Origin of the sequence: Streptomyces sp. NPDC051217 (assembly GCF_044455465.1) — a bacterium.
In the GTDB taxonomy this organism is placed as follows: Bacteria; Actinomycetota; Actinomycetes; order Streptomycetales; family Streptomycetaceae; genus Streptomyces.
In genome coordinates, this window is record NZ_JBITEV010000006.1 from 275,766 (window position 1) to 295,277 (window position 19,512).

Consider the following 19,512-nt stretch of genomic DNA (forward strand, 5'->3'; position numbering starts at 1 on the left):
CCGTCGGACGGGTTGCCAGTGGTCCACCAGGGCCTCAGAGTCCGGAGGGCGGGTTCGCCGACCCCCGGACGTCCCCCAGGTCGACGACGTCGCCGACAGGCGGCACCGTGGCCTTGACGGGCACGCCGAAGTCCCCGAAGACGACCGTGCCCGGGGCCCGGCCGCCCTCGCTGACGGCCCTCAGCAGATACGGCGCTCCCTCGGCCGCCACGAACGTCGTCTGCGTCCTGCCGCCCTCCCGCTTCACCAGCGTCACCGCCTTTCGGCCCTCGACCTCGGCCGCGTTGCCCCTGGTCAAGCCCTTGGTGTCGGCGGTGTTCAGATTGCCCAGCATCGCGTCCAGGTCGCACGCGCCGCCCAGCGTCCGCGCGGGGGCGTTCCCGCCGGCGGGGATCTTGAGCCACTTGCCCCTGAGCAGCTGGACCAGTTCGTCGGCGCGGCCGGGGTCGGCGCTCTGCGAGTTCGGGTCGTTCCCGCCGGAGGCGAGCGACCGCCAGAACTCGTCGTCACCCCTGACGTAGGTGACGCGGTCCACCACGGCGAACTCCGCCTCGCTGTCGTCCTGCCGCAGACCCCCCGCGCAGGTGCCCTTGTTGTCCAGCGAGAAGTCGACCTTGAGGCGCCTGCCGTTCTCCGTACCCTCCGCCGTCAGCCGCAGGGACTTCGCGCCCTTGGTCGCCTTCACGGCCTTACGGGCGATCTGTTCGGCGCTCATCCCCGCGAAGGGATCGCCCGTCGCGGCTCCCGTCGACGGCGCGGCCACCTGCTTCGCGGCGGCCCCCGCCTCCTTCTCGGCCGCGCCCTCCGCCCCCGTGGTGGCGCCGCCGGTGGAACAACTCACCACACCTGCCACCGTGATCGCGCTGAGCAGCGCCGGCATCAGGAACTTCCGCTTGATCGCGGTCATCTGTTGTCTCCTCGCACATCTGGCACGTCTGGTACTCCGTGCCCGGGTGCCGTTCCCGTTCCGACCGCGTGGGGAGTCGCGAAGGGTGCATGTGCACGAGGGGATTCATCCGGGAGAGGCACTCACTCCACGATCTGCTGCCCCTCCGGCCGCGCGCTGCACGACGCGCGGAAGGAACAGTGCTCGCAGTGCCGGCCGGTGCTCGGTGTGAAGCGTTCGTCCAGTACGCGCCCGGCAGCCGTGGCGAGCAGATCACCGACCCACTCCCCCGCGAGCGGCTCCTGCGCCTGGATCTTGGGCAGCTCCTCACCGCCCTCCTTCCTGGCCGCCGCCTGCCGCAGTTGTACGAGTTCGGCGCCGCCCGCCTCCGGCCTGCGCCCGTCGAAGACGTCGTCCACCGCGCCCTCACCCACCGCGAGCTGGTACACGGCGAGCTGCGGGTGGTGCGCGACCTCCTCTTTGGTAGGAGCCGCTTTGCCGGTCTTGAAGTCGACGACGTAGGCGCGCCCTTGGGCGTCCCGCTCCACTCGGTCCATGGAGCCGCGGATCCGTACCTCGTACGCGCCCGCCTCAAGGGTGACGTCGAAGGCGTGCTCGGTGGCCGCCGGTGTGCGCCCGGCGCGGTCCATCACATGCCAGCGCAGGAAACGCTCCAGCGCCACACGCGCGTGCCGCTTCTCCTGCTGGGACTTCCAGGGTGCGTCGAAGGCGAGCGCGTCCCAGACGGAGTCGAGCCGCTCCATGAGGACGGCGAGGTCGGCGGGCGTACGGCCGGAGGCCACCTCGTCGGCCAGGACATGGACGACGTTGCCGAAGCCCTGTGCGGCGGTGGCCAGTTCGTCCGCCTTGACCTCGCGCCCCAGGAACCACTGGAGGGAGCAGGTGTTGGCGAGCTGGTCCAGCGCGCTGCCGGAGAGCGCGACGGGCTGGTCCCGGTCGCGCAGGGGGACGGCGCTGTGCGTCGGTTCGTACAGGCCCCACCAGCGGTGCGGGTGGGCGGCGGGAACGAGCGGCTGGCCCTCCTCGTCGCTGAGGGCGGCGAGCCGGGCGAGCCTGCGGGCCGCCGCGTCGCGCAGCACGGGCGTCGCCTGTGGGTCGACGGTCGTGGCGCGCAGTTCGGCCACGAGCGCGGCGACGGCGAGGGGACGGCGAGGGCGGCCGGTGACGTCCCTGGGCTCGACGCCCAGTTCGGTGAGGAAGCGGGAGGGCTGGTCGCCGTCGTCGGCGGGCGCCTTGACGGCCGTGACGACGAGCCGTTCGCGGGCGCGGGTCGCCGCCACGTAGAAGAGACGTCGCTCCTCCGTAAGGAGGGCGCCGGGAGTGAGGGGCTCGGCCAGGCCGTCGCGGCCGATCCTGTCCGCCTCCAGAAGAGAGCCCCGCCGCCGGAGGTCGGGCCAGAGCCCCTCCTGCACTCCCGCGACGACGACGAGCCGCCACTCCAGACCCTTGGAACGGTGCGCGGTCATGAGACGGACGGCGTCGGGCCGTACGGCTCTGCCGCTGAGCGTGTCGGCGGCGATGTCCTGCGCGTCGATCTCCTCAAGGAAGTTGAGGGCGCCGCGCCCGCCGGTCCGTTCCTCGGCCCGTGCCGCGGCGTCGAACAGCGCGCATACGGCGTCCAGGTCCCGGTCCGCGTTACGGCCCGCGGCGCCGCCGCGCAGGGCAGACCGCTCAAGCCTGGCCGGCCAGGGGGTGCCGTCCCACAGCTCCCACAGCACCTCCTCGGCGGTGCCGCCGCCCGCCAGCAGCTCACGGGCCTTGGAGAGCAGCGCGCCGAGGCGCTGGGCGCCGCGCGCGTGGGCGGGGTCGTGCGTGACGAGCCGCTGCGGTTCGGCGAGGGCGCGGGCCAGGAGGGTGTCGGAAGGGGGCGGTACGCGGTTGCCGGCTGTCCGCTCCTCCTCGCGCAGGGCTCGGCCCAGACGGCGGAGGTCGGCGGCGTCCATGCCGCCGAGGGGCGAGGTGAGCAGCGCGAGCGCGGTCTCGACGTCGAGCCAGTCACCCCCGCCCCCGCCCCCGGTGCCGGTGTCGGTGTCCGTGCCGGTGTCGGTCCCCGCGCGCTCCCCGACTGCCTCAACTGCCGCGGCCGCCGCGGCCGACTCCGCGTCAACCTCCGTCCCGGCCGCGCCGTGCGCCGACCCGACCGCCGCCGTCGCGACCGCGCGCAGCGCCGTCAGCAGCGGCGCCACCGCCGGTTCGTGACGCAGCGGCACATCGTCGCCGTCGATCTCCAGAGGCACACCCGCCGAGGTAAGGGCCCTGCGCACGGAGGGTATGGTCCGGCCTCCGGCCCGTACCAGCACCGCCATCTCGCTCCACGGCACGCCCTCTTCAAGATGCGCGCGCCGCAGGATGTCCGCGACGTTCTCCAGCTCGGTGGACGCCGTCGGATAGGTGTACGTCTCGACCCGGCCGCCCTCGCGGACCGCCGCCGGCTCACGGTGTGCCCGTACCTTCTCGGCCGGCAGCCGGTTGAGCGGCATCCGGCGGGTCAGCAGCCGGGTCGCGGCGAGCAGCCCCGCGCCCGAGCGCCGGGAGGTCGTCAGGACCCGCACCGGGGCCGGGCGGCCGTCGGCCCGCGGGAAGACATCCGGGAAGTCGAGGATGCCGTTCACGTCGGCGCCCCGGAACGCGTAGATCGACTGGTCCGGGTCGCCGAACGCGACGAGCGTGCGGCCGTTCCCGGCGAGCGCCCTGACCAGTCTGACCTGTGCCGGGTCGGTGTCCTGGTACTCGTCGACGAACACCGCGTCGTACCTGCCGGCCAGCCGCTCGGCGACCTCGGGCCGCTCGGTGAGCAGTACGGCCCGGTGGACCAGTTCGGCGTAGTCGAGGACACCCCGCATGTCCAGGACGTCGAGGTATTCGGCGAGGAAGGAGGCGGCGGCCGTCCAGTCGGGGCGGCCCCCACGCCGCGCGAAGACACCCAGGGAATCCGGGCCGAGCCCCAGCTCCCGGCTGCGGGCGAGCACCGCGCGCACCTCGTCGGCGAAGCCGCGCGTGGTGAGGCAGGCCCGCAGCTCGTCGGGCCAGCGGATGTGCGCCCGCCCTTGGCGCTCCAGATCGAGCTGGCCGGCGAGGAGTTCCCGTACGGCGACGTCCTGCTCGGGTCCCGAGAGCAGTCGTAGCGGTTCGGTGAAAAGGTCGGCCTCCTGGTGGGCGCGGATCAGCGCGTAACAGAATGAGTGGAACGTGGTCGCTTGCGGCCCCTGCGCACCGCCCAGCCTGACCGCCGTACGGTCGCGCAGTTCGACCGCCGCCTTGCGGCTGAAGGTGAGGACGAGCATCCGTTCCGGATCGACGCCCCGCGCGACCCGCGCGGCGACGCTCTCGACGAGCGTGGTCGTCTTCCCCGTACCCGGACCCGCGAGTACGAGCAGCGGTCCACCGTCGTGGTCAACCACACGGCGCTGTGCTGCGTCCAGCACAGGAGGATCCACCGGGACCGGCGGTGTACGCACCAGTCGGTACGCAGCGGAGGTCCGCTGCCGTACCCGACGGGGCGGGGTACGCCCGGTGGAAGAGGAGGAGCTCACGTGGATCGCCGGTCCTGGAGGGGGTGCTGGTGGTGACGGGGCTTTCTGGGGTGTGTGTGCCGCGAGCTGACGAGGCTACGCCGAGGGACGGCGCGGATGCGGCGGGTACGCCCGATGATCTGACGGCTGTCGCGGGGGCCATGGGTGACGCGGTGGCCGCGTCCCGTCATCCGTACGGTCCTCAGCAGACACGCGGGATCTCCCGCCGCGGGGCGAAATGCCAGAAGCTGTCAGTTGTGAGCAGCATCGCCCGTATCAGCGCCCGTTTCCCGCGGCCTGCCGTCCCATCGCGCCCGTTTCATGTCCAAGCGCGGCAGATGGCCTTCGGCGGCGCGCGAAGCCTCCCGCATCGGGGTGCCCTCCTCGCGGTAGTGGGCCAAGGCCCGCAGCTCATGACCGGCCAGCAGCACACCGTCCGAGCGGACCACGCGCCACCAGGGCACCGCCCCGCCGTACAGCGCCATCGCGCGGCCGACCTGCCGGGGACCGCCCTCACCCAGCCACTCGGCGACATCGCCGTACGCCATCACCCGGCCGGGCGGGATCAGGTCGGCGACGTCGAGCACCCGCTCCGCGTACTCGGGCAGCTCTCCGGAGAGCTCGTGGGATTTGTCACGCTTGTCGGGCTCGTCGCTCCTCATCCGCCCCATCCTGCCCCACGGCACCGACAGTCCACCCGGTCCGCGACCCCGGCCCGGCGCCGCGCCCGGGGGCCGTGGGAGGGCCGACGCGGTGTTCCCCAATGCACCCTGATACCCCCCTCTGTCACCCTGGCGTGCCACCATCATCCGGGCGGTGACTGGTGATACGAGATCAAGAAGACACGGATTCGACAAAGGAGCAGGGCGTGCAGCCTCCGACGGTGGCAGGCACCCCTGACGCCGAACCGCGCCCCGAACCGCGCCCGGAACAGGCCCCCGACGGCGGTACGGAGATCAAGGCCGGCAGTCACGTCCCGAACGGAAGCGCCGGCACCGGAGCCGGCGACGACACCGAAACCGACGACGGCCAGGAGAACCACGGGGAGAACGTCCCCCCCGGAAGCCACGCCGACCCGCTCTCCGGGGACGAACCGCTGCTCGCCGCCCGCGTGCACCGCCCCTCCGATCTGCTGCGCCTGCTCATCGGCGTCCTCGCGATCGGCGTCGTCATCGCCCTCTCCGCCTTCGCCCACGGCACCACGTCCGGTCTCGAACAGGACATCAGCAAGGGCACCGGCCAGGCCCCCGACCTGCTCGTCAAGGTCGCCGGTCTGATCTCCAGCATCGCCGTGCTGCTCGTCCCGGTCGCCTTCGCGATCGAACGGCTGATCAAACGCGACGGCCTGCGGATCGCGGACGGCGTACTCGCCGCGGTCCTCGCGCACGGTGTCACGCTCGCCACCGACCTCTGGGTGGCCCGCGCGGCGCCCGGATCCATCCAGGACGCGCTCACGCGCGCGCAGCCCGGCGACGGGCTCACCGACCCCGTACACGGTTATCTCGCGCCCGTCATCGCCTATATGACCGCCGTGGGGATGGCCCGCAGACCCCGCTGGCGCGTCGTCCTGTGGGTAGTGCTGCTGCTCGACGCCTTCGCGATGCTGGTCGCGGGCTACACCACACCGTTCTCGATCATCCTGACCGTGCTGATCGGCTGGACCGTCGCGTACGGCACGCTCTACACCGTCGGCTCGCCCAACGTCCGGCCCACCGGCCAGACACTGATGGCGGGTCTTCGCCATGTGGGTTTCCGCCCGGTGAGCGCGATGCGCGCCGATCCGGACGACACCAGCGACACGGCCGAGCAGGGCGAACGGGGCCGCCGCTATCTGGTGACCCTCGACGAGGGCCCACCGCTGGACGTCACGGTCGTCGACCGCGAACAGCAGGCACAGGGCTTCTTCTACCGGGTCTGGCGCCAGCTCACCCTGCGCTCGATCACCACCCGCCGCTCGATCCCCTCCCTGCGCCAGGCCCTGGAACAGGAAGCGCTCCTCGCGTACGCCGCCATCGCCGCCGGAGCCAACGCCCCCAAGCTGATCGCCACCTCCGAACTCGGTCCGGACGCCGTCATCCTGGTGTACGAGCACATGGGCGGCCGGTCCCTGGACTCGCTGTCGGACGACGAGATCACCGACGAGCTGGTGCGCGGCGCCTGGGAACAGGTCAAAGCGCTCCAGTCACGCCGTATCGCCCACCGCAGGCTCACCGGCGACGCACTGCTGGTCGACCAGGACGGCAAGGTGATCGTCACGGATCTGCGCGGCGGCGAGATCGCCGCGGGCGACATGGTGCTGCGGATGGACATCGCGCAGCTCCTCACCACCGCCGGGCTGCGGATCGGCGCCGAACGCGCGGTGGCCACCGCGGTGGACGTCCTCGGCCCCGACACCGTCGCCGACTGTCTGCCGCTGCTCCAGCCGATCGCGCTCAGCCGGTCCACGCGCACGACACTGCGCCGGCTCGCCCGTGAGCGGTCCCAGCGTGAGCGTGACGCGGTGGTCCGGGCGACGGAGGCGGTCAAGCACGCCCGTACGACGGACGTGACGGAGGCGAGCACCGAGGCCGAGCGAAAGGCCGCCCGACGGTCGCTGCGCGCGGAGAAGCAGGCCGAGAAGAAGGCCATGGACGACGCGCTCGACGAGGTGCGGGAGGAGGACCTGCTCTCCCAGATCCGCGGGCAGGTCCTGCTGATCAGACCGCAGGCACCCGTCGAACCGGTCCGGCTGGAGCGCATCAGACCACGCACGCTCGTCAGCCTCATCGCCGGTGCGATCGCCGCCTACTTCCTGCTCACGCAGCTCGCCGGGATCGACTTCGGCAACGTCTTCGGCCACACGCACTGGGGCTGGGTGGCCGCCGCCGTCCTGTTCTCCAGCCTCAGCTATCTCGCCGCCGCGATGAGCCTGCTCGGCTTCGTACCGGAACGGGTGAGCTTCCTCAGGACGGTCGTCGCGCAAGTCGCCGGGTCCTTCGTCAAGATCGTCGCCCCGGCGGCGGTCGGCGGAGTGGCGCTCAACACCCGCTTCCTGCAACGCGCGGGCGTACGCCCGGGGCTCGCCGTGGCCAGCGTCGGCGCCTCGCAGCTGTTCGGGCTCGGTGCGCACATCCTGCTGCTGCTCGCCTTCGGCTATCTCACCGGTACGGAGAAGACGACCTCGCTCACCCCGTCGAGAACCGTCATCGCGGGGCTGCTGACCGTCGCGGTACTGGTGCTGGTCGTCACCGCGATCCCGTTCCTCAGGAAGTTCGTGGTGACCCGGCTGCGCTCGCTCTTCGCGGGCGTGGTCCCGCGCATGCTGGACGTGCTCCAGCGGCCGATGAAGCTCGTCACCGGCATCGGCGGGATGCTGCTGCTGACCGGTCTCTTCGTGATGTGCCTGGACGCCTCGATCCGGGCCTTCGACGACGGGAATCAGCAGCTGAGCTATGCGAGCCTCGCCGTGGTGTTCCTCGCCGGCAACGCGCTGGGGTCGGCGGCGCCGACGCCGGGCGGTGTGGGAGCCGTCGAGGGCGCGCTGACGATCGGTCTGATCGCGACGGGCGTTCCCAAGGAGGTCGCGGCCCCGGCGGTGCTGCTGTACCGGATGATGACCCTGTGGCTGCCGGTGCTGCCCGGGTGGATCTGCTTCAACCACCTGACGCGCAAGGGAGCCCTCTGACACCCTCCCCCGGGGTGCCTCCGAGGGGGCTCTCGGAGCGGTGCCACCACCCGGCCGGCCCCCGGGCCGCGCGCCGTTCCCCGGCACGACGCACCATGGGGGGATGCCGATGCCCTCCTTCTCCGCTTCCACCGCACCGGCCCGGCGGCGTCGCCGGGCACTGACCGCCGTCGCAGGCGTCACCGTCGCCACACTGCTGGCCGCCGCCGGATGCTCCGGCTCCGACTCCGACAGCGGCGGCCGGGCCGGGCGGAACAGCCAGAACGACCAGGACGGCCAGAACAGGACCGGCAAGGGCGACAAGACCGCCCCGCCCGCGGACCTGACGTCCCAGAAGCTGGACTGGAAGGACTGCCCGACCCCGTCGGCGGCCGAGGGCGGCGGTACGGCTCCGTCGCCGCTGCCGGGCGGCACCGAGTGGGAGTGCGCCTCCATGGCCGCCCCGCTCGACTACGCGAAGCCCAAGGGCGACACGATCGATCTGGCCCTCATCCGGGCCGAGACGAGCGACCCGGACAAGCGCATCGGATCCCTGGCCTTCAACTTCGGCGGGCCCGGCGGCTCCGGTGTGACCGGACTGCCCTCCTTCGGCAAGGAATACGAGAAGCTGCGCACCCGCTACGACCTGGTCAGCTTCGACCCGCGCGGTGTCGGCCGCAGCGACCCCGTCGAGTGCAAGGACGACAAACAGCTCGACGCGTACTACGCGAAGGACATGACACCGGACGACAGCGCCGAGGAGAAGTCGTACGTCGACGGCCTCAAGTGGTACGCGAGCGGCTGCGAGCAGAAGTCCGGCAAGGCACTCCCGCACGTCGGCACCGTCAACGCCGCACGCGACATGGACCTGATGCGACAGGTCCTCGGCGACGACAAGCTCAACTACTTCGGCATCTCGTACGGCACCGAGCTGGGCGGCGTCTACGCCCACCTCTTCCCGAAGTCCGTGGGCCACGCCGTCTTCGACGCCGTCGTGGACCCGACCGAAGGCACCGAACAGGGATCGCTCGGCCAGGCGAAGGGCTTCCAGCTCGCCTTCACCAACTTCGCGAAGGACTGCGTGAGCCGCGGCGACGCGTGCCAGCTGCCCGGCAGCAACCCGGAGGAGATCGAGAACTTCGTCGTCGGGCTGCTCGACCGGCTCGACAAGAGGCCGGTCACCGGGCTGGGAAGCAGGAAGCTCACCGAGACCCAGGCCACCAACGGCATTGCCCAGGCGCTCTATTCGAAGGAGTTCTGGCCGCTGCTCGAACAGGGTCTGGACGAGGCCGACGGCGGTAGTGGCGCCCTGCTGCTCGTTCTGTCGGACGCGATGAACGGCCGCAACGAGAAGGGCCAGTACAGCAACATCCAGGCGGCCAACGCGGCGGTCAACTGCGTGGACTCCAAGGAGCGCTACACGCTCGCGCGGACGAAGGCGAAGCTCCCCGAATTCCGCGAGGCGTCGCCGGTCTTCGGCGAGTTCCTCGGCTGGGGTCTGCTGGGCTGCTCGGAGTGGCCGGTGCCGGGCGAGTCGGACAAGCCCGATGTCAGCGCGCCGGGTTCGGCCCCGATCCTGGTCATCGGCAACACCGGCGACCCGGCGACGCCGTTCGAGGGCGCGCAGGCGATGACGAAGGCGCTCGGCAAGGGCGTCGGCGTCGAGCTGGTCTACGAGGGCCAGGGACACGGCGCGTACAACAGCGGCAGCACGTGCGTGCAGGACGCCGTCAACGGCTATCTGCTGGACAACAAGGTGCCGAAGGCCGGGACGGTCTGCCGGAATTGATCCGCCGGGGTTACGGCTCGCCCATATGTGCCCGCATAAGGCAGGAGGCCGGTCCACGAGGTATGTGGACCGGCCTCCTTCTTACGTATGCGCTTGGTTCAGTAGATCGGCTTCTCCGGCTCGATCTGGTTGACCCAGCCCACCACTCCGCCGCCGACGTGCACGGCGTCGGCGAAGCCCGCGGACTTCAGCACCGCCAGCACTTCCGCACTGCGGACACCCGTCTTGCAATTCAAGACGATCTTCTTGTCCTGCGGCAGATCCTGGAGCGCGTTCCCCATCAGGAACTCGTTCTTGGGGATCAGCCTGGCGCCCGGGATGGAGACGATCTCGAACTCGTTCGGCTCCCGCACATCGATGAGCTCGATGTTCTCGCCATCGTCGATCCACTCCTTGAGCTGCTTCGGAGTGATCGTCGATCCGGCCGCCGCCACCTGCGCCTCCTCGGACACGACGCCGCAGAAGGCCTCGTAGTCGATGAGTTCGGTGACGGTCGGGTTCTCGCCGCAGACCGCGCAGTCGGGGTCCTTGCGGACCTTGACCTGGCGGTACTGCATCTCCAGCGCGTCGTAGATCATCAGACGGCCGAGGAGCGGCTCGCCGATGCCCGCGAGGAGCTTGATCGCCTCGTTGACCTGGATGGACCCGATCGACGCGCACAGCACGCCGAGGACGCCGCCCTCGGCACAGCTCGGCACCATGCCGGGCGGCGGCGGCTCCGGGTAGAGGCAGCGGTAGCAGGGACCGTGCTCGGACCAGAAGACGCTCGCCTGACCGTCGAAGCGGTAGATCGAGCCCCATACGTACGGCTTGCCCAGCAGCACACACGCGTCGTTGACCAGATAGCGGGTGGCGAAGTTGTCCGTGCCGTCCACGATCAGGTCGTACTGGGAGAAGATCTCCATGACGTTCTCGGACTCAAGCCGCTCCTCGTGAAGGACGACCTTCACCAGCGGGTTGATGCCGAGGACGGAGTCACGTGCGGACGCGGCCTTCGAGCGGCCGATGTCCGCCTGGCTGTGGATGATCTGCCGCTGGAGATTCGACTCGTCGACCTCGTCGAACTCCACGATGCCGAGCGTTCCGACACCGGCCGCGGCCAGATACATGAGCGCGGGCGAGCCGAGCCCGCCGGCGCCCACGACGAGCACCTTCGCGTTCTTCAGCCGCTTCTGCCCGTCCATCCCGACGTCCGGGATGATCAGGTGACGGGAGTACCTGCGGACCTCGTCGACGGTGAGCTCGGCAGCGGGCTCGACCAGGGGTGGCAGCGACACAGGGACCTCAACAGGGGATTGGTCGGTTGGTCAGTACGTTTGTTCCTCAAGTAACACTGCCACGCGCCTTCTCATTCCGAGACACCCGGTCCGATCTGCGAGACGATTTCGTCCCAGTAGCCGGGCAGTGCCGCGAATGGACTGTTCTGTCCGGTTCGCTCGTCGTGATCGCCGCGGTCGGTGAAGAAGATCGTGCCCGCGCCCTGCCAACGCGCGATCCGCATCGCCTCGTCCAGATGGCTGCGGGGCACACCGTGCACGAGATGCGCGAAGCGCTCGGGCGGATGGTCCGCCGTCCACTCGGCCACCTGTGACCAGCGGTAGTCGGTCCACGGTCCGCTGAAGGTGACCAACTGGTCGGCGATGTCGGCGTACCCGTAGTACGGATGCGTCCCGTGACCGAGGACCAGATGCCCGCCGGGCGCGACCGTGTCCAGCGTCGCCGCCGTGAGCCTGACGTCGGGAAGGTACGAGGCTTCCGCCGGACACCGGTCCAGATAGAAGCCGTCGACGCGGTACCAGTCGTGGAAGTCGTGCGCCTCGGTGATGACCTCGCCGAAGCTCCGGGCGCCGTACGCGAGATCGAGGTGCCCGAGCACCCGCACGCCCGCGTTCCTGAGCCGGCCCGCGGCCTCCAGACAGTGCGGGTCCGGCATACTGCCCGGCCCGTCCGCGACGTTGAGCACGGCCCAGTGCAACGGCGTTCCGGGGCGGGTCAGTTCTGCCCACTCGACCGGGGCGAGCAGCGGATGGGCGTAACCGGGGATGCCGAAGCCGAGTCCTGCGGCGCCGGTGGCCGACAAGCTGCTGCCGGTGGTCGTCAGATGCGACATGCCGCCTCCATCCAGATGTCGGCGAGCGACTCCTCCAGGTTGATACGGGGCCGCCAGCCGAGCCGGTCGCGGGCGGTGCGGACGTCGGCCTGCTGCCAGCCGCCGCAGCCGTCCGGGTACGGGACCGGACCGCCGCCGCCCAGTTGCTCCGACGGGTGCTCGCCGCGCTGCGGGCCGAGGGTGGCATGCCCGTGCGCTGGGCGCTGCGGGCCGGTGGGAGCGTCCAGCTCATGCAGGGCGCCGCCGTATCCGGCGACCCTCGCGAGGATGGCGGCGGCGTCCCTGAGCCGGACCGCGCGCCCCGTGCCGATGTTGACGACGCCCTGTGCGGCGGAGAGCGAGGCGGCGTGCACGGCGCGGGCCACGTCGCGTACGTCGACGAAGTCGCGCTGCACGCCGAGTCCGCTGAGCTTCAGCTCGCCGTCGCCGGACTGCATGGCGCGGCGCATCGCCTCGGCGAGCCGGCCGAGCGGGGAGCCCGCGGGCGTGCCGGGCCCGACGGGTGAGAAGACCCGGAGCACGACGGCGTCGAGCCCGGCGCCGAGCACCAGCTCGCTGGCGGCCAGCTTGCTCACTCCGTACGGACCGCCGGGCCGGGGCACCGCGTCCTCGGCGGTGGACGAGCCTGGCTGGGAGGGCCCGTACTCGGAGGAGCAGCCGAGCTGGACGAGGCGGGCGCCGCAGCCGCTGCGGCGCAGCGCCTCGCAGACGGTCGCCACGGCGACGGTGTTGTGCCGGGTCAGATCGCGGGCGCCGCCCCGGGTGGCGCCGGCGCAGTTGATGACGACTCCGGGGTGGACGGCGTCCAGGAAGCGGGTGAGGGCTCCGGGACTGCCGCCGGCGAGGTCGAACCGTACGTCGGCGTCGTCGCCGCGGCCGAGTGCGGTCAGATGCACGGCCGGGTCGGCGAGCAGCCGGTCGGCGACGAAGCGCCCGAGGAAACCGTTGGCACCGAGCAGCAGGACCCTCATCGCGCTGCCCCTTGGTTCCGACGCGCCGGTGCTGGGGGTTGAGGGGTCATGTTCTGTCGTCTCCTTAGAGGTGTTGCCGTGTGCTTCGGGTTACGCCCGCGGCGTCGGCTCCGCGGGAGGTCTGTGGGTCCGGACGTGCGGCCCGGACGGGGGCGTGCGCCGGAGGCCGGTGGCCGCCGGTCAGGTGTGGGCCGAGGCCCGGGACAGTGCGACGGCGGCGTGGATCAGCAGTCCGAGCGCGGCGGCGCCGCAGGCGAGGGCCGGTACGGCTCCGGCTCCCCACGCCTCGACGAGGGCCCGGACGGGGGCGGAGACGGCCTCGAAGCCGGGGACGCGGCCCACCGTCGCAAGGAGGAGGGCGGCTGCCTCGACGGCGCAGGCGGTGGCGAGGCCGGTCGCCGCCGCCTTGGGGAAGCTGTGGACGGTGAGCAGCCGGGCGAGGAGCAGCAGGCAGCCGAGGGCGACGGTCGCGGCGGGGTGGCCGGTGCCCGCGTCCCGGTCACCGCCGAGGACGAGTTCGGCGAGGACCGCGAGGGCGGCCAGCACGACCGCGTAAAGCGCGAGCAGGCCGAGCAGCACCGGCCGGGTCCGGGAGGCGAACTCGGCGAGCGCCCGGCTGTGGGCGAGCCTGCGCCGCGCCTGCACGGCCAGCAGATGGGCGCACCAGGCGGCGGGGGCCACGGCGAACGCCAGGGCGACGAGCGGCGCCGCCGCGTGGGCGAGGGGGTCCGTCCCGTGCGGCCCGTCGCCGGCCGTCGCGTGCGTCAACCCGTCGCCGTACAGCACGTATGCCAGCAGCCAGCACACCCACAGGCGGGAGACGCGTGCCGTGTTGCCCTCGACGCGCAGCGGGCCGCGCCGGAGGGCGACGGTGAGCGCGATGGCGAGGGCGACGACCCCCGCCAGGGCTATCGCGAGCCGTACCCCGCCGGCGGCGCCGTCGGCGTACCGCAGGGCGACGACGGCGGTGGCGCACACGGCGCCCGGGAGCAGGGTGCGCAGCGCCCACCCGGCGCGTGGATCGGTGGCGCGCGCCGGGTGCGGTGCGGTCGCCGCGGCGGTGTCCCCGCCGCCGTCGGCGGCGCGCGGCACGCGCGCGTACAGCTCCTCGGCGAGGGAGAAGACGTCCCGGTGCCGGAAGCGGGCGGCTGCCCGGTCGGTGACACCGTGCGCCTCCAGACCGGCAGCGATCTCCAGCGGGTCGACGGCGCGCTCGCACAGCTCGCGGTGGCTGTGCATCAGCGTCTTGACGGGGTCGGCCGGGCCCGGACGCCGCGCGAGTCTCGTCGTGAGCACGGGGGTGCTCGCCCCGTCGGGGGTGCTGGCCGCGTCAGACATCGCTCTCCCCCAGGGCCTGGCCGGCGCCCACGCCGACCGCCTCCGTAGGACGCGACGCTCGCGCGGCCACGGGTGAGGAGGCGGGGAGGAACGGCGGGGTCGTCGTCACGGGGGGCGCCATCGGCTGCGGCGCCGGCATCGGCACGGTCCTGGCTTGTCCGGCGGTCCAGTGACCGGGTACGTACGCCTCCGCCGGGTTGGCGAACGGCAGCGGCTCGCCGTGCGCGTCCACCGTCTCGGCCGGGCGCCGGACCGGGGTGTGCGAGATCAGCTCCAGGTAGATGCCGCGGAACGCCGCCAGGTTCTGCTCGACGGTGAAGAGTTCGAGCGCGCGGGCCCGCGCGGCGGCGCCCAGCCGTTCGCGCCGCTCGGGGTCGCGCAACAGCGCGACACAGGCGTCGGCGAGCGCCCGCGGGTTGCGCGGGGGCACGACGAGCCCCGTACCGCCGATGACCTCGACGACCGCGCCGACGTCGGTGGAGACCGTCGCGCGCCCGCAGAACATCGCCTCGACCAGGCTGACCGGGAAGCCCTCGACGATGCTGGACAGGACGACCACCCCGCCCGCCGCGTAGGCGTCGACCAACTCGGGGGCGCCCGGCCCGCCGACCTCCTCGAAGGAGACGCAGTTGTCGCCCACGGCGTGCGCGTCGGCCGCCTCGTCGGGGAACAACTGGGCCGCCAGCGCGCGGCAGTGGGCGAGATACGAGGTCGCCTCCGCGCCCTGAGCCGCCGCGCCGATGATCCGCAGCCGCGCCTCGGGCTCCTCCCTACGGATGTCGGCGAAGGCGTGCAGCAGGGAGATGAGGTCCTTGGCGGGCTCGATCCGCCCGACCCAGACGAGGGTGTTCGGATCGCCGTTGTCATCGCCGCCGCGACCCCCACCGCGGCCGCGTTCGCTGCCTTCGCCCAGCGCGGAGAAGCGCTCCGTCTCCATGCCGGGGTAGACGGTGCGCAGTTTGGCGCGGTCGGCGCCGCAGCGCTCCTGCCACCGTCTGGCGTGCGTGTTGCCGGGGGTGATGACGGTGGCCTGCCGGTAGACCTCGGCGGCGAGCCGGCCCTGGAAGGCCGCGAGCAGGGCGCGCACCGGCGCGCGCAGGGGCGTGTCACCCCCGGGTCCGGCGGCCAGGTAGTGGGCGCGGAGCTGGACGCCGTACTCGGTGACCAGCAGCGGCGCTCCGAAGTAGCGTTTGCCCAGAAGTCCGGGCAGGGCGGCGGATCCGCCGGTCGTCGCGTGACAGAGATCGACGGCCCCGAGTCCGTCGTCGTCGTACCAGTCGAGGGAGAGCGGGCGCAGCGCCCGCTCCAACTGCTCGGCGAAGACCAGGTAGTCGGTGACGGTGGCCCCGCGCACGCTCCGGCGTGCGCGGGGGGCGTGGCAGGCGGATTCCAGGATCCGTACGGCGGCTTCCGAACGCAGCGCCGTGGGCAGACCGCCGTGGTCGCGCGCCAGCTCGGCGAGCCCGTACAGCCCTTCGGCGAAGGCGCTCGCGTCGCGCGCGGCGTCGCCGGGCGCGCTCCCGGCCGCGCTCTCGGCAGTGCTCCCGGCCGCGCCGCCGCCCCGGGCGCCGTCCGGGGCACAGACGGCGGTGATCAGATCCCCGAAGTGCCCCAGGAAGCGCCGTCGTTCGCGCCGTCCGTACGCCCTCCCGTCGCCTTCCGCCGACCAGAGGGACGCGGTGCGCACCCGCAGCACGGAGGGCGGCAGCTGGATCCAGCCGTTGCCCTCCTGGTGGGCGCTGCGGCTGAGCGCGTAGATGTCGAACTCGTGCTGCGCGAGCCCGCGTACGAGCCGGTCGCACCAGAGCCTGGACTCACCCGTCGCGTACGGGTAGCCACCGTCCGTGAGTAGTCCGATCCGCACGAGCACACCCCCGATCTCCCTTGTGGGAAGCCGCCGTTGGATCGGCGACTCACAGCGGGACGACCGTAAGCGGACATGACGGTGGTGCGACGGACGGTTGTCCGTCGCACCACCAGAAGGGGTGAATGCACGTAACTTTCCCACCGCGGTAGCGTTCCGTCGCGGTAAGGACTCAACCGGTCACGGTGCGTCAAGCCAGGGCCGACGCCTCAAGAGCCGGGGAACGCCCAGGGGTTGGGCTTGCACTTCACGCCGTCGAGATCGAGCGTCTTCGTCTGCTGCTGCATCACCGGCGCGAGCGAGCCGGGCGTCCGGCAGCTCACGTGGCCGTACCCGAGCCGGTGCCCGATCTCATGGTTGATCAGCATCTGCCGGTAGGTGAGCATCGCCTTGGAGCCGTACGTCTTGGCCCCCCGCGCCCAGCGGTACGCGTTGATCATCACGCGATCGGTCGAGGCGGAGTCGCAGGACACGTTGTCGACGGTGGTGTCCAGTCCGGACTTGGCGCACCACTCGGCCGTGGTCCCGGGGCTGGCCAGCGTGATCACGAAGTCGGGCGAGCCCCCGGCGATCCGCTCGAAGGTCATGGCTCCGCCGTGGGCCCAACTCCGGTCGTCGTTCAGGGTTTTCTGTACGGCGTCGGCGAACAGCTTCGCGTCGAGCCCGAGGCCCTTCTCGACATCGATCCGGTAGCGGACCTTGCGGCCCTCGCCGGGCGCCTTCGCCAGTCCCGGCACCGCATCGAACTCGCCCGAACCCTTCAGATCGGCGGCCAGCGGGAACTGCCTGGTCATCAGCTGGGAGTAAGTGAGCGGCGGCGCCGGCGCCTTCGCCGCGGGCTCCTTCGGCGGGATCGTCCTGCCGTCCGAGCGCGAGGCGGGTCCGTCGCCGTCGCGGGCGAGCCCGCCGGCGGGCAGCGCGTCGGCCCGGGGACCGCCGCCGTCGGTCACCTGACCGGCCACCACGACGACGAGCACCGTGGTCACCGCCGCGGCGGCGATCCCGGTGAGGGTGCGCCCCAGATTGCCCTTCTCGGGCCGCTCCTCGTCGCTGTCGGGGTCCGGGGCGGCGTCGGGGCCGTCCCGGTCGGAGCCGCGGCCGGAGTCCGCGGCGGAGGCGGTACGGGGGCGGCTGCTCTCGTCGTCCCAGTCGGTGACGGAGGCGTACGGATCGGGCCGCCACTGCGCGGAGTCGGTCTCGAAGCCCGTAGCGGCGCCGTCGCCTCCGTAAGGAGAGGGCGGCGTGTCGAAAGCGTCGATGAACTCACGGCGCGGTCCCGGGACGGGGACCTGGCGCTGGCCGGTCGGCGCCGTACGCGTCTGCCGGCGCGGCCCTTGCGGCCCTTGCGGCCCCTGCGGCTGCTGAGGACGCGGAGAAGGCCCCTCGGGACCCGCCGGATACGGAGGCGGCTGCTGACCACCCCGGCCGCCCTGCCAGTCCCCGTACCGCTGTTGACCGCCCCAGCCGCCGCCCGGTTCACGGTGCTCGGGATGCCCGCCGCGTACCTGCGGCACGCCGTGCGCGGGGGTGCCGTACGGCGCTGACGCCGGTGGTGCCGCCCGTTCCCGCTCGCCGGGGGGCGGCGCGGGCCGCGCCTCGCGTTCACCGGCCGGCGGGCCGCTCGCGGCGGGAGCGCGCTTCTTGCTGTCGGCCGCCTTGGGCGCGGGGCCTTTACGGCTGTGTCGTCCCACGCCCCGGATCAGCTCCCGCCACTGTCGTTGTCGCCGTCGTAGTCACCGCTGCCGCGGCTCGCGCCACGGCCGCTGAAGACGCCGCCGTCCCTACCGTCATTACGGCCGGGACGCCCGTTCGTCTCACCCGTCGCCCGGTCCGACTCCTCGATCAGGCTTCGCACCGCCTCCGCGACCACTTCCGGGTACTCCATCATGGCGACATGACCGGCGTCCGGAAGCGTCAGGAGCCGGGAATCACGGAAAGCGGCCGACGCCTTTCGTGCCATTCGGTACGAAACAAGCTGATCCCGCCCTCCGTACACCAGCAGTGTCGGCGCGAGGACCCGCTCCGCCTGCCGCCACAGCCCCTGCTGTCCGCCGAGAGTGTAGGCGTCGACGATGCCCCGCGCGGAACGGGTCATCGCCTCCCAGAAGTACGGAAGACCCTGCCGCCGCTCCATCTCCTCCACCGCGTGCCGCAGCCCTTCCTCCGAGACCCGGCTCGGGTCGCCGTAACAGAGGGCCATCACGCCACGCGTGCGCTGCTCGGCCGACCACTCGCGGGTCATCCGCCCGAAGAGCGCGGCGACACCGGGCAGGGCCAGCAGGGCGGTCGGCACGGCGTTGCGCTGCACCCGGATCTCGGGCAGCGCGGGCGAGACGAGGGTGAGGGTGCGCACCAGGTCGGGACGGGCGGCCGCGACCCGGGTCACGACGGCGCCTCCCATGGAGTTGCCGAAGAGATGCACCGCGCCGTGGCCGTCCGCGTCGAGCAGCCGCACCACGGCCCGCGCGTGCGCGGTGATCGAGTAGTTGCGGTCCTCCGGCGGCGGGGAGTCCCCGAAGCCGGGCAGGTCGACCGCCTCGCCGTCGACCACGTCGGCCAGCAGCGGCATCAGGTCGGACCAGTTCTGCGAGGAGCCGCCCAGGCCGTGCACGTAGAGCGCGTGCGGCAGTCCGGGGCGCGCGGGGGGCCGCGAGCGCACGTTCAGGGTCACCCCCGGCAGCGCCACCGAGCGCAGCCGCTCACCGTCGGCGACTCTGACGGCACTCACGCGCGGAACGGCGGCGGCGAGTGTTTCCGGCAGCTCGGTCGAAGACATGCGGCAATGTTACGAGACGATCACACGCGGTTCCCCGTGTTCGCGGTCACAGGACACATGGCGTCGCGGGTGCGGACCTCCTACCCTCGTAAGTACGCGTTCGCATTCGTCTCATTTCGCGAATGGCACACGGAAGACGACCGGAGAAGAAAGGGCGCCCCATGTCGGCGGACCCGAACGACCCGGACACATTCCCGAACGACAGCGACAGCGGCGTCGACGAGGAAGAGCGGGCCGCCGAGGCGGATTCCGGCGAACTCGAAGAACTCGACGAGGAGACGCCGGAGGCCGACGCCGCCGAGCAGCACAGGGACGTGCGCCCGTCGGACGACGATCCACCGGCCCCCATCGGTACGGAGGAGGCCGACGAGGCCGACGCCGCTGAGCAGGCGCGTATCGTCTCTCTCGACGAGGACGACTACCGCTGAGTATCCGCTCGGGACCGGGTTCGCCTTTTGTCAGCATTGGATACTTTTCTCCGTCGCCGCACTCGCGGCCGGACGGATATCCGGCGCCCGCGAGTGTCCGGTCCGTGAAATTCTGCGACCTGACCACGCACAGCCGGGTTACCCAAAAGTACGATGGCAAGGCGGCGCACAGCG

13 protein-coding genes are annotated in these 19,512 nt (G+C 72.1%); 3 read left to right on the forward strand and 10 right to left on the reverse strand.

What is annotated here, in order from left to right:
* Positions 1-34 precede the first annotated feature (34 nt).
* The 3 genes from ACIBBB_RS16820 to ACIBBB_RS16830 all read right to left on the reverse strand — a co-directional run bounded on the left by ACIBBB_RS16820 (position 35) and on the right by ACIBBB_RS16830 (position 5,090).
* Positions 35-907: a hypothetical protein gene (locus tag ACIBBB_RS16820; protein ID WP_398982515.1), complete on the reverse strand. Its 873-nt coding sequence runs from the start codon at positions 905-907 to the stop codon at positions 35-37.
* Positions 908-1,029: 122 nt separating this feature from the next.
* Positions 1,030-4,440, reverse strand: coding sequence for an ATP-dependent helicase (locus ACIBBB_RS16825; protein WP_398982517.1), 3,411 nt, complete (start codon positions 4,438-4,440; stop codon positions 1,030-1,032).
* Positions 4,441-4,670: 230 nt separating this feature from the next.
* Positions 4,671-5,090: an MGMT family protein gene (locus ACIBBB_RS16830; RefSeq protein WP_398982788.1), complete on the reverse strand. Its 420-nt coding sequence runs from the start codon at positions 5,088-5,090 to the stop codon at positions 4,671-4,673.
* 197 nt (positions 5,091-5,287) lie between these two features.
* Here ACIBBB_RS16830 and ACIBBB_RS16835 point away from each other — a divergent pair, with 197 nt between their 5' ends.
* Entirely contained in the window at positions 5,288-8,083 is a 2,796-nt protein-coding gene (locus ACIBBB_RS16835; RefSeq protein ID WP_398982519.1) for a YbhN family protein, read from the forward strand.
* Between the two features lie 103 nt (positions 8,084-8,186).
* Positions 8,187-9,851: an alpha/beta hydrolase gene (locus tag ACIBBB_RS16840; RefSeq protein WP_398982522.1), complete on the forward strand. Its 1,665-nt coding sequence runs from the start codon at positions 8,187-8,189 to the stop codon at positions 9,849-9,851.
* A 98-nt stretch (positions 9,852-9,949) separates the two neighbouring features.
* Here the strand turns inward: ACIBBB_RS16840 and moeZ are convergent, their stop codons facing one another.
* The 7 genes from moeZ to ACIBBB_RS16875 form a co-directional block, all read right to left on the reverse strand.
* Entirely contained in the window at positions 9,950-11,128 is a 1,179-nt protein-coding gene (moeZ, locus tag ACIBBB_RS16845; protein WP_384323179.1) for an adenylyltransferase/sulfurtransferase MoeZ, read from the reverse strand.
* A 71-nt stretch (positions 11,129-11,199) separates the two neighbouring features.
* On the reverse strand, positions 11,200-11,961 hold the full coding sequence (locus tag ACIBBB_RS16850; RefSeq protein WP_398982524.1) for a spherulation-specific family 4 protein: 762 nt from the start codon (positions 11,959-11,961) through the stop codon (positions 11,200-11,202).
* The gene (locus tag ACIBBB_RS16855; RefSeq protein WP_398982526.1) at positions 11,949-12,932 is read right to left on the reverse strand and encodes an NAD-dependent epimerase/dehydratase family protein; all 984 of its coding nucleotides are present in this window, start codon (positions 12,930-12,932) and stop codon (positions 11,949-11,951) included. The genes ACIBBB_RS16850 and ACIBBB_RS16855 overlap by 13 nt, the downstream gene beginning before the upstream one ends.
* Positions 12,933-13,112: 180 nt before the next feature.
* A complete protein-coding gene (locus tag ACIBBB_RS16860; RefSeq protein ID WP_398982528.1) occupies positions 13,113-14,270 on the reverse strand; it encodes a hypothetical protein in 1,158 nt (385 codons plus the stop codon).
* A complete protein-coding gene (locus ACIBBB_RS16865; RefSeq protein WP_398982530.1) occupies positions 14,263-16,134 on the reverse strand; it encodes a DUF3492 domain-containing protein in 1,872 nt (623 codons plus the stop codon). The genes ACIBBB_RS16860 and ACIBBB_RS16865 overlap by 8 nt, the downstream gene beginning before the upstream one ends.
* 209 nt (positions 16,135-16,343) lie before the next feature.
* On the reverse strand, positions 16,344-17,825 hold the full coding sequence (locus ACIBBB_RS16870) for a DUF3152 domain-containing protein (protein WP_398982532.1): 1,482 nt from the start codon (positions 17,823-17,825) through the stop codon (positions 16,344-16,346).
* A gap of 8 nt (positions 17,826-17,833) precedes the next feature.
* Positions 17,834-18,910 carry an alpha/beta fold hydrolase gene (locus ACIBBB_RS16875; RefSeq protein WP_398982534.1) on the reverse strand — a complete coding sequence of 359 codons (1,077 nt, stop codon included), beginning with the start codon at positions 18,908-18,910 and terminating at the stop codon, positions 17,834-17,836.
* A gap of 161 nt (positions 18,911-19,071) precedes the next feature.
* Between ACIBBB_RS16875 and ACIBBB_RS16880 the strand changes: the two genes are divergently transcribed.
* Positions 19,072-19,338: a hypothetical protein gene (locus ACIBBB_RS16880; RefSeq protein WP_398982536.1), complete on the forward strand. Its 267-nt coding sequence runs from the start codon at positions 19,072-19,074 to the stop codon at positions 19,336-19,338.
* Positions 19,339-19,512: the final 174 nt, after the last annotated feature.

Bases quoted from the DNA above. Each gene is read 5' to 3' on its own strand.
- ACIBBB_RS16860 (WP_398982528.1), bottom strand. From the start codon at position 14,270: ATGTCTGACGCGGCCAGCACCCCCGACGGGGCGAGCACCCCCGTGCTC.
- ACIBBB_RS16840 (WP_398982522.1), top strand. From the start codon at position 8,187: ATGCCGATGCCCTCCTTCTCCGCTTCCACCGCACCGGCCCGGCGGCGT.
- ACIBBB_RS16875 (WP_398982534.1), bottom strand. From the start codon at position 18,910: ATGTCTTCGACCGAGCTGCCGGAAACACTCGCCGCCGCCGTTCCGCGC.
- ACIBBB_RS16850 (WP_398982524.1), bottom strand. From the start codon at position 11,961: ATGTCGCATCTGACGACCACCGGCAGCAGCTTGTCGGCCACCGGCGCC.
- ACIBBB_RS16855 (WP_398982526.1), bottom strand. From the start codon at position 12,932: ATGAGGGTCCTGCTGCTCGGTGCCAACGGTTTCCTCGGGCGCTTCGTC.
- ACIBBB_RS16830 (WP_398982788.1), bottom strand. From the start codon at position 5,090: ATGGGGCGGATGAGGAGCGACGAGCCCGACAAGCGTGACAAATCCCAC.
- ACIBBB_RS16880 (WP_398982536.1), top strand. From the start codon at position 19,072: ATGTCGGCGGACCCGAACGACCCGGACACATTCCCGAACGACAGCGAC.
- ACIBBB_RS16820 (WP_398982515.1), bottom strand. From the start codon at position 907: ATGACCGCGATCAAGCGGAAGTTCCTGATGCCGGCGCTGCTCAGCGCG.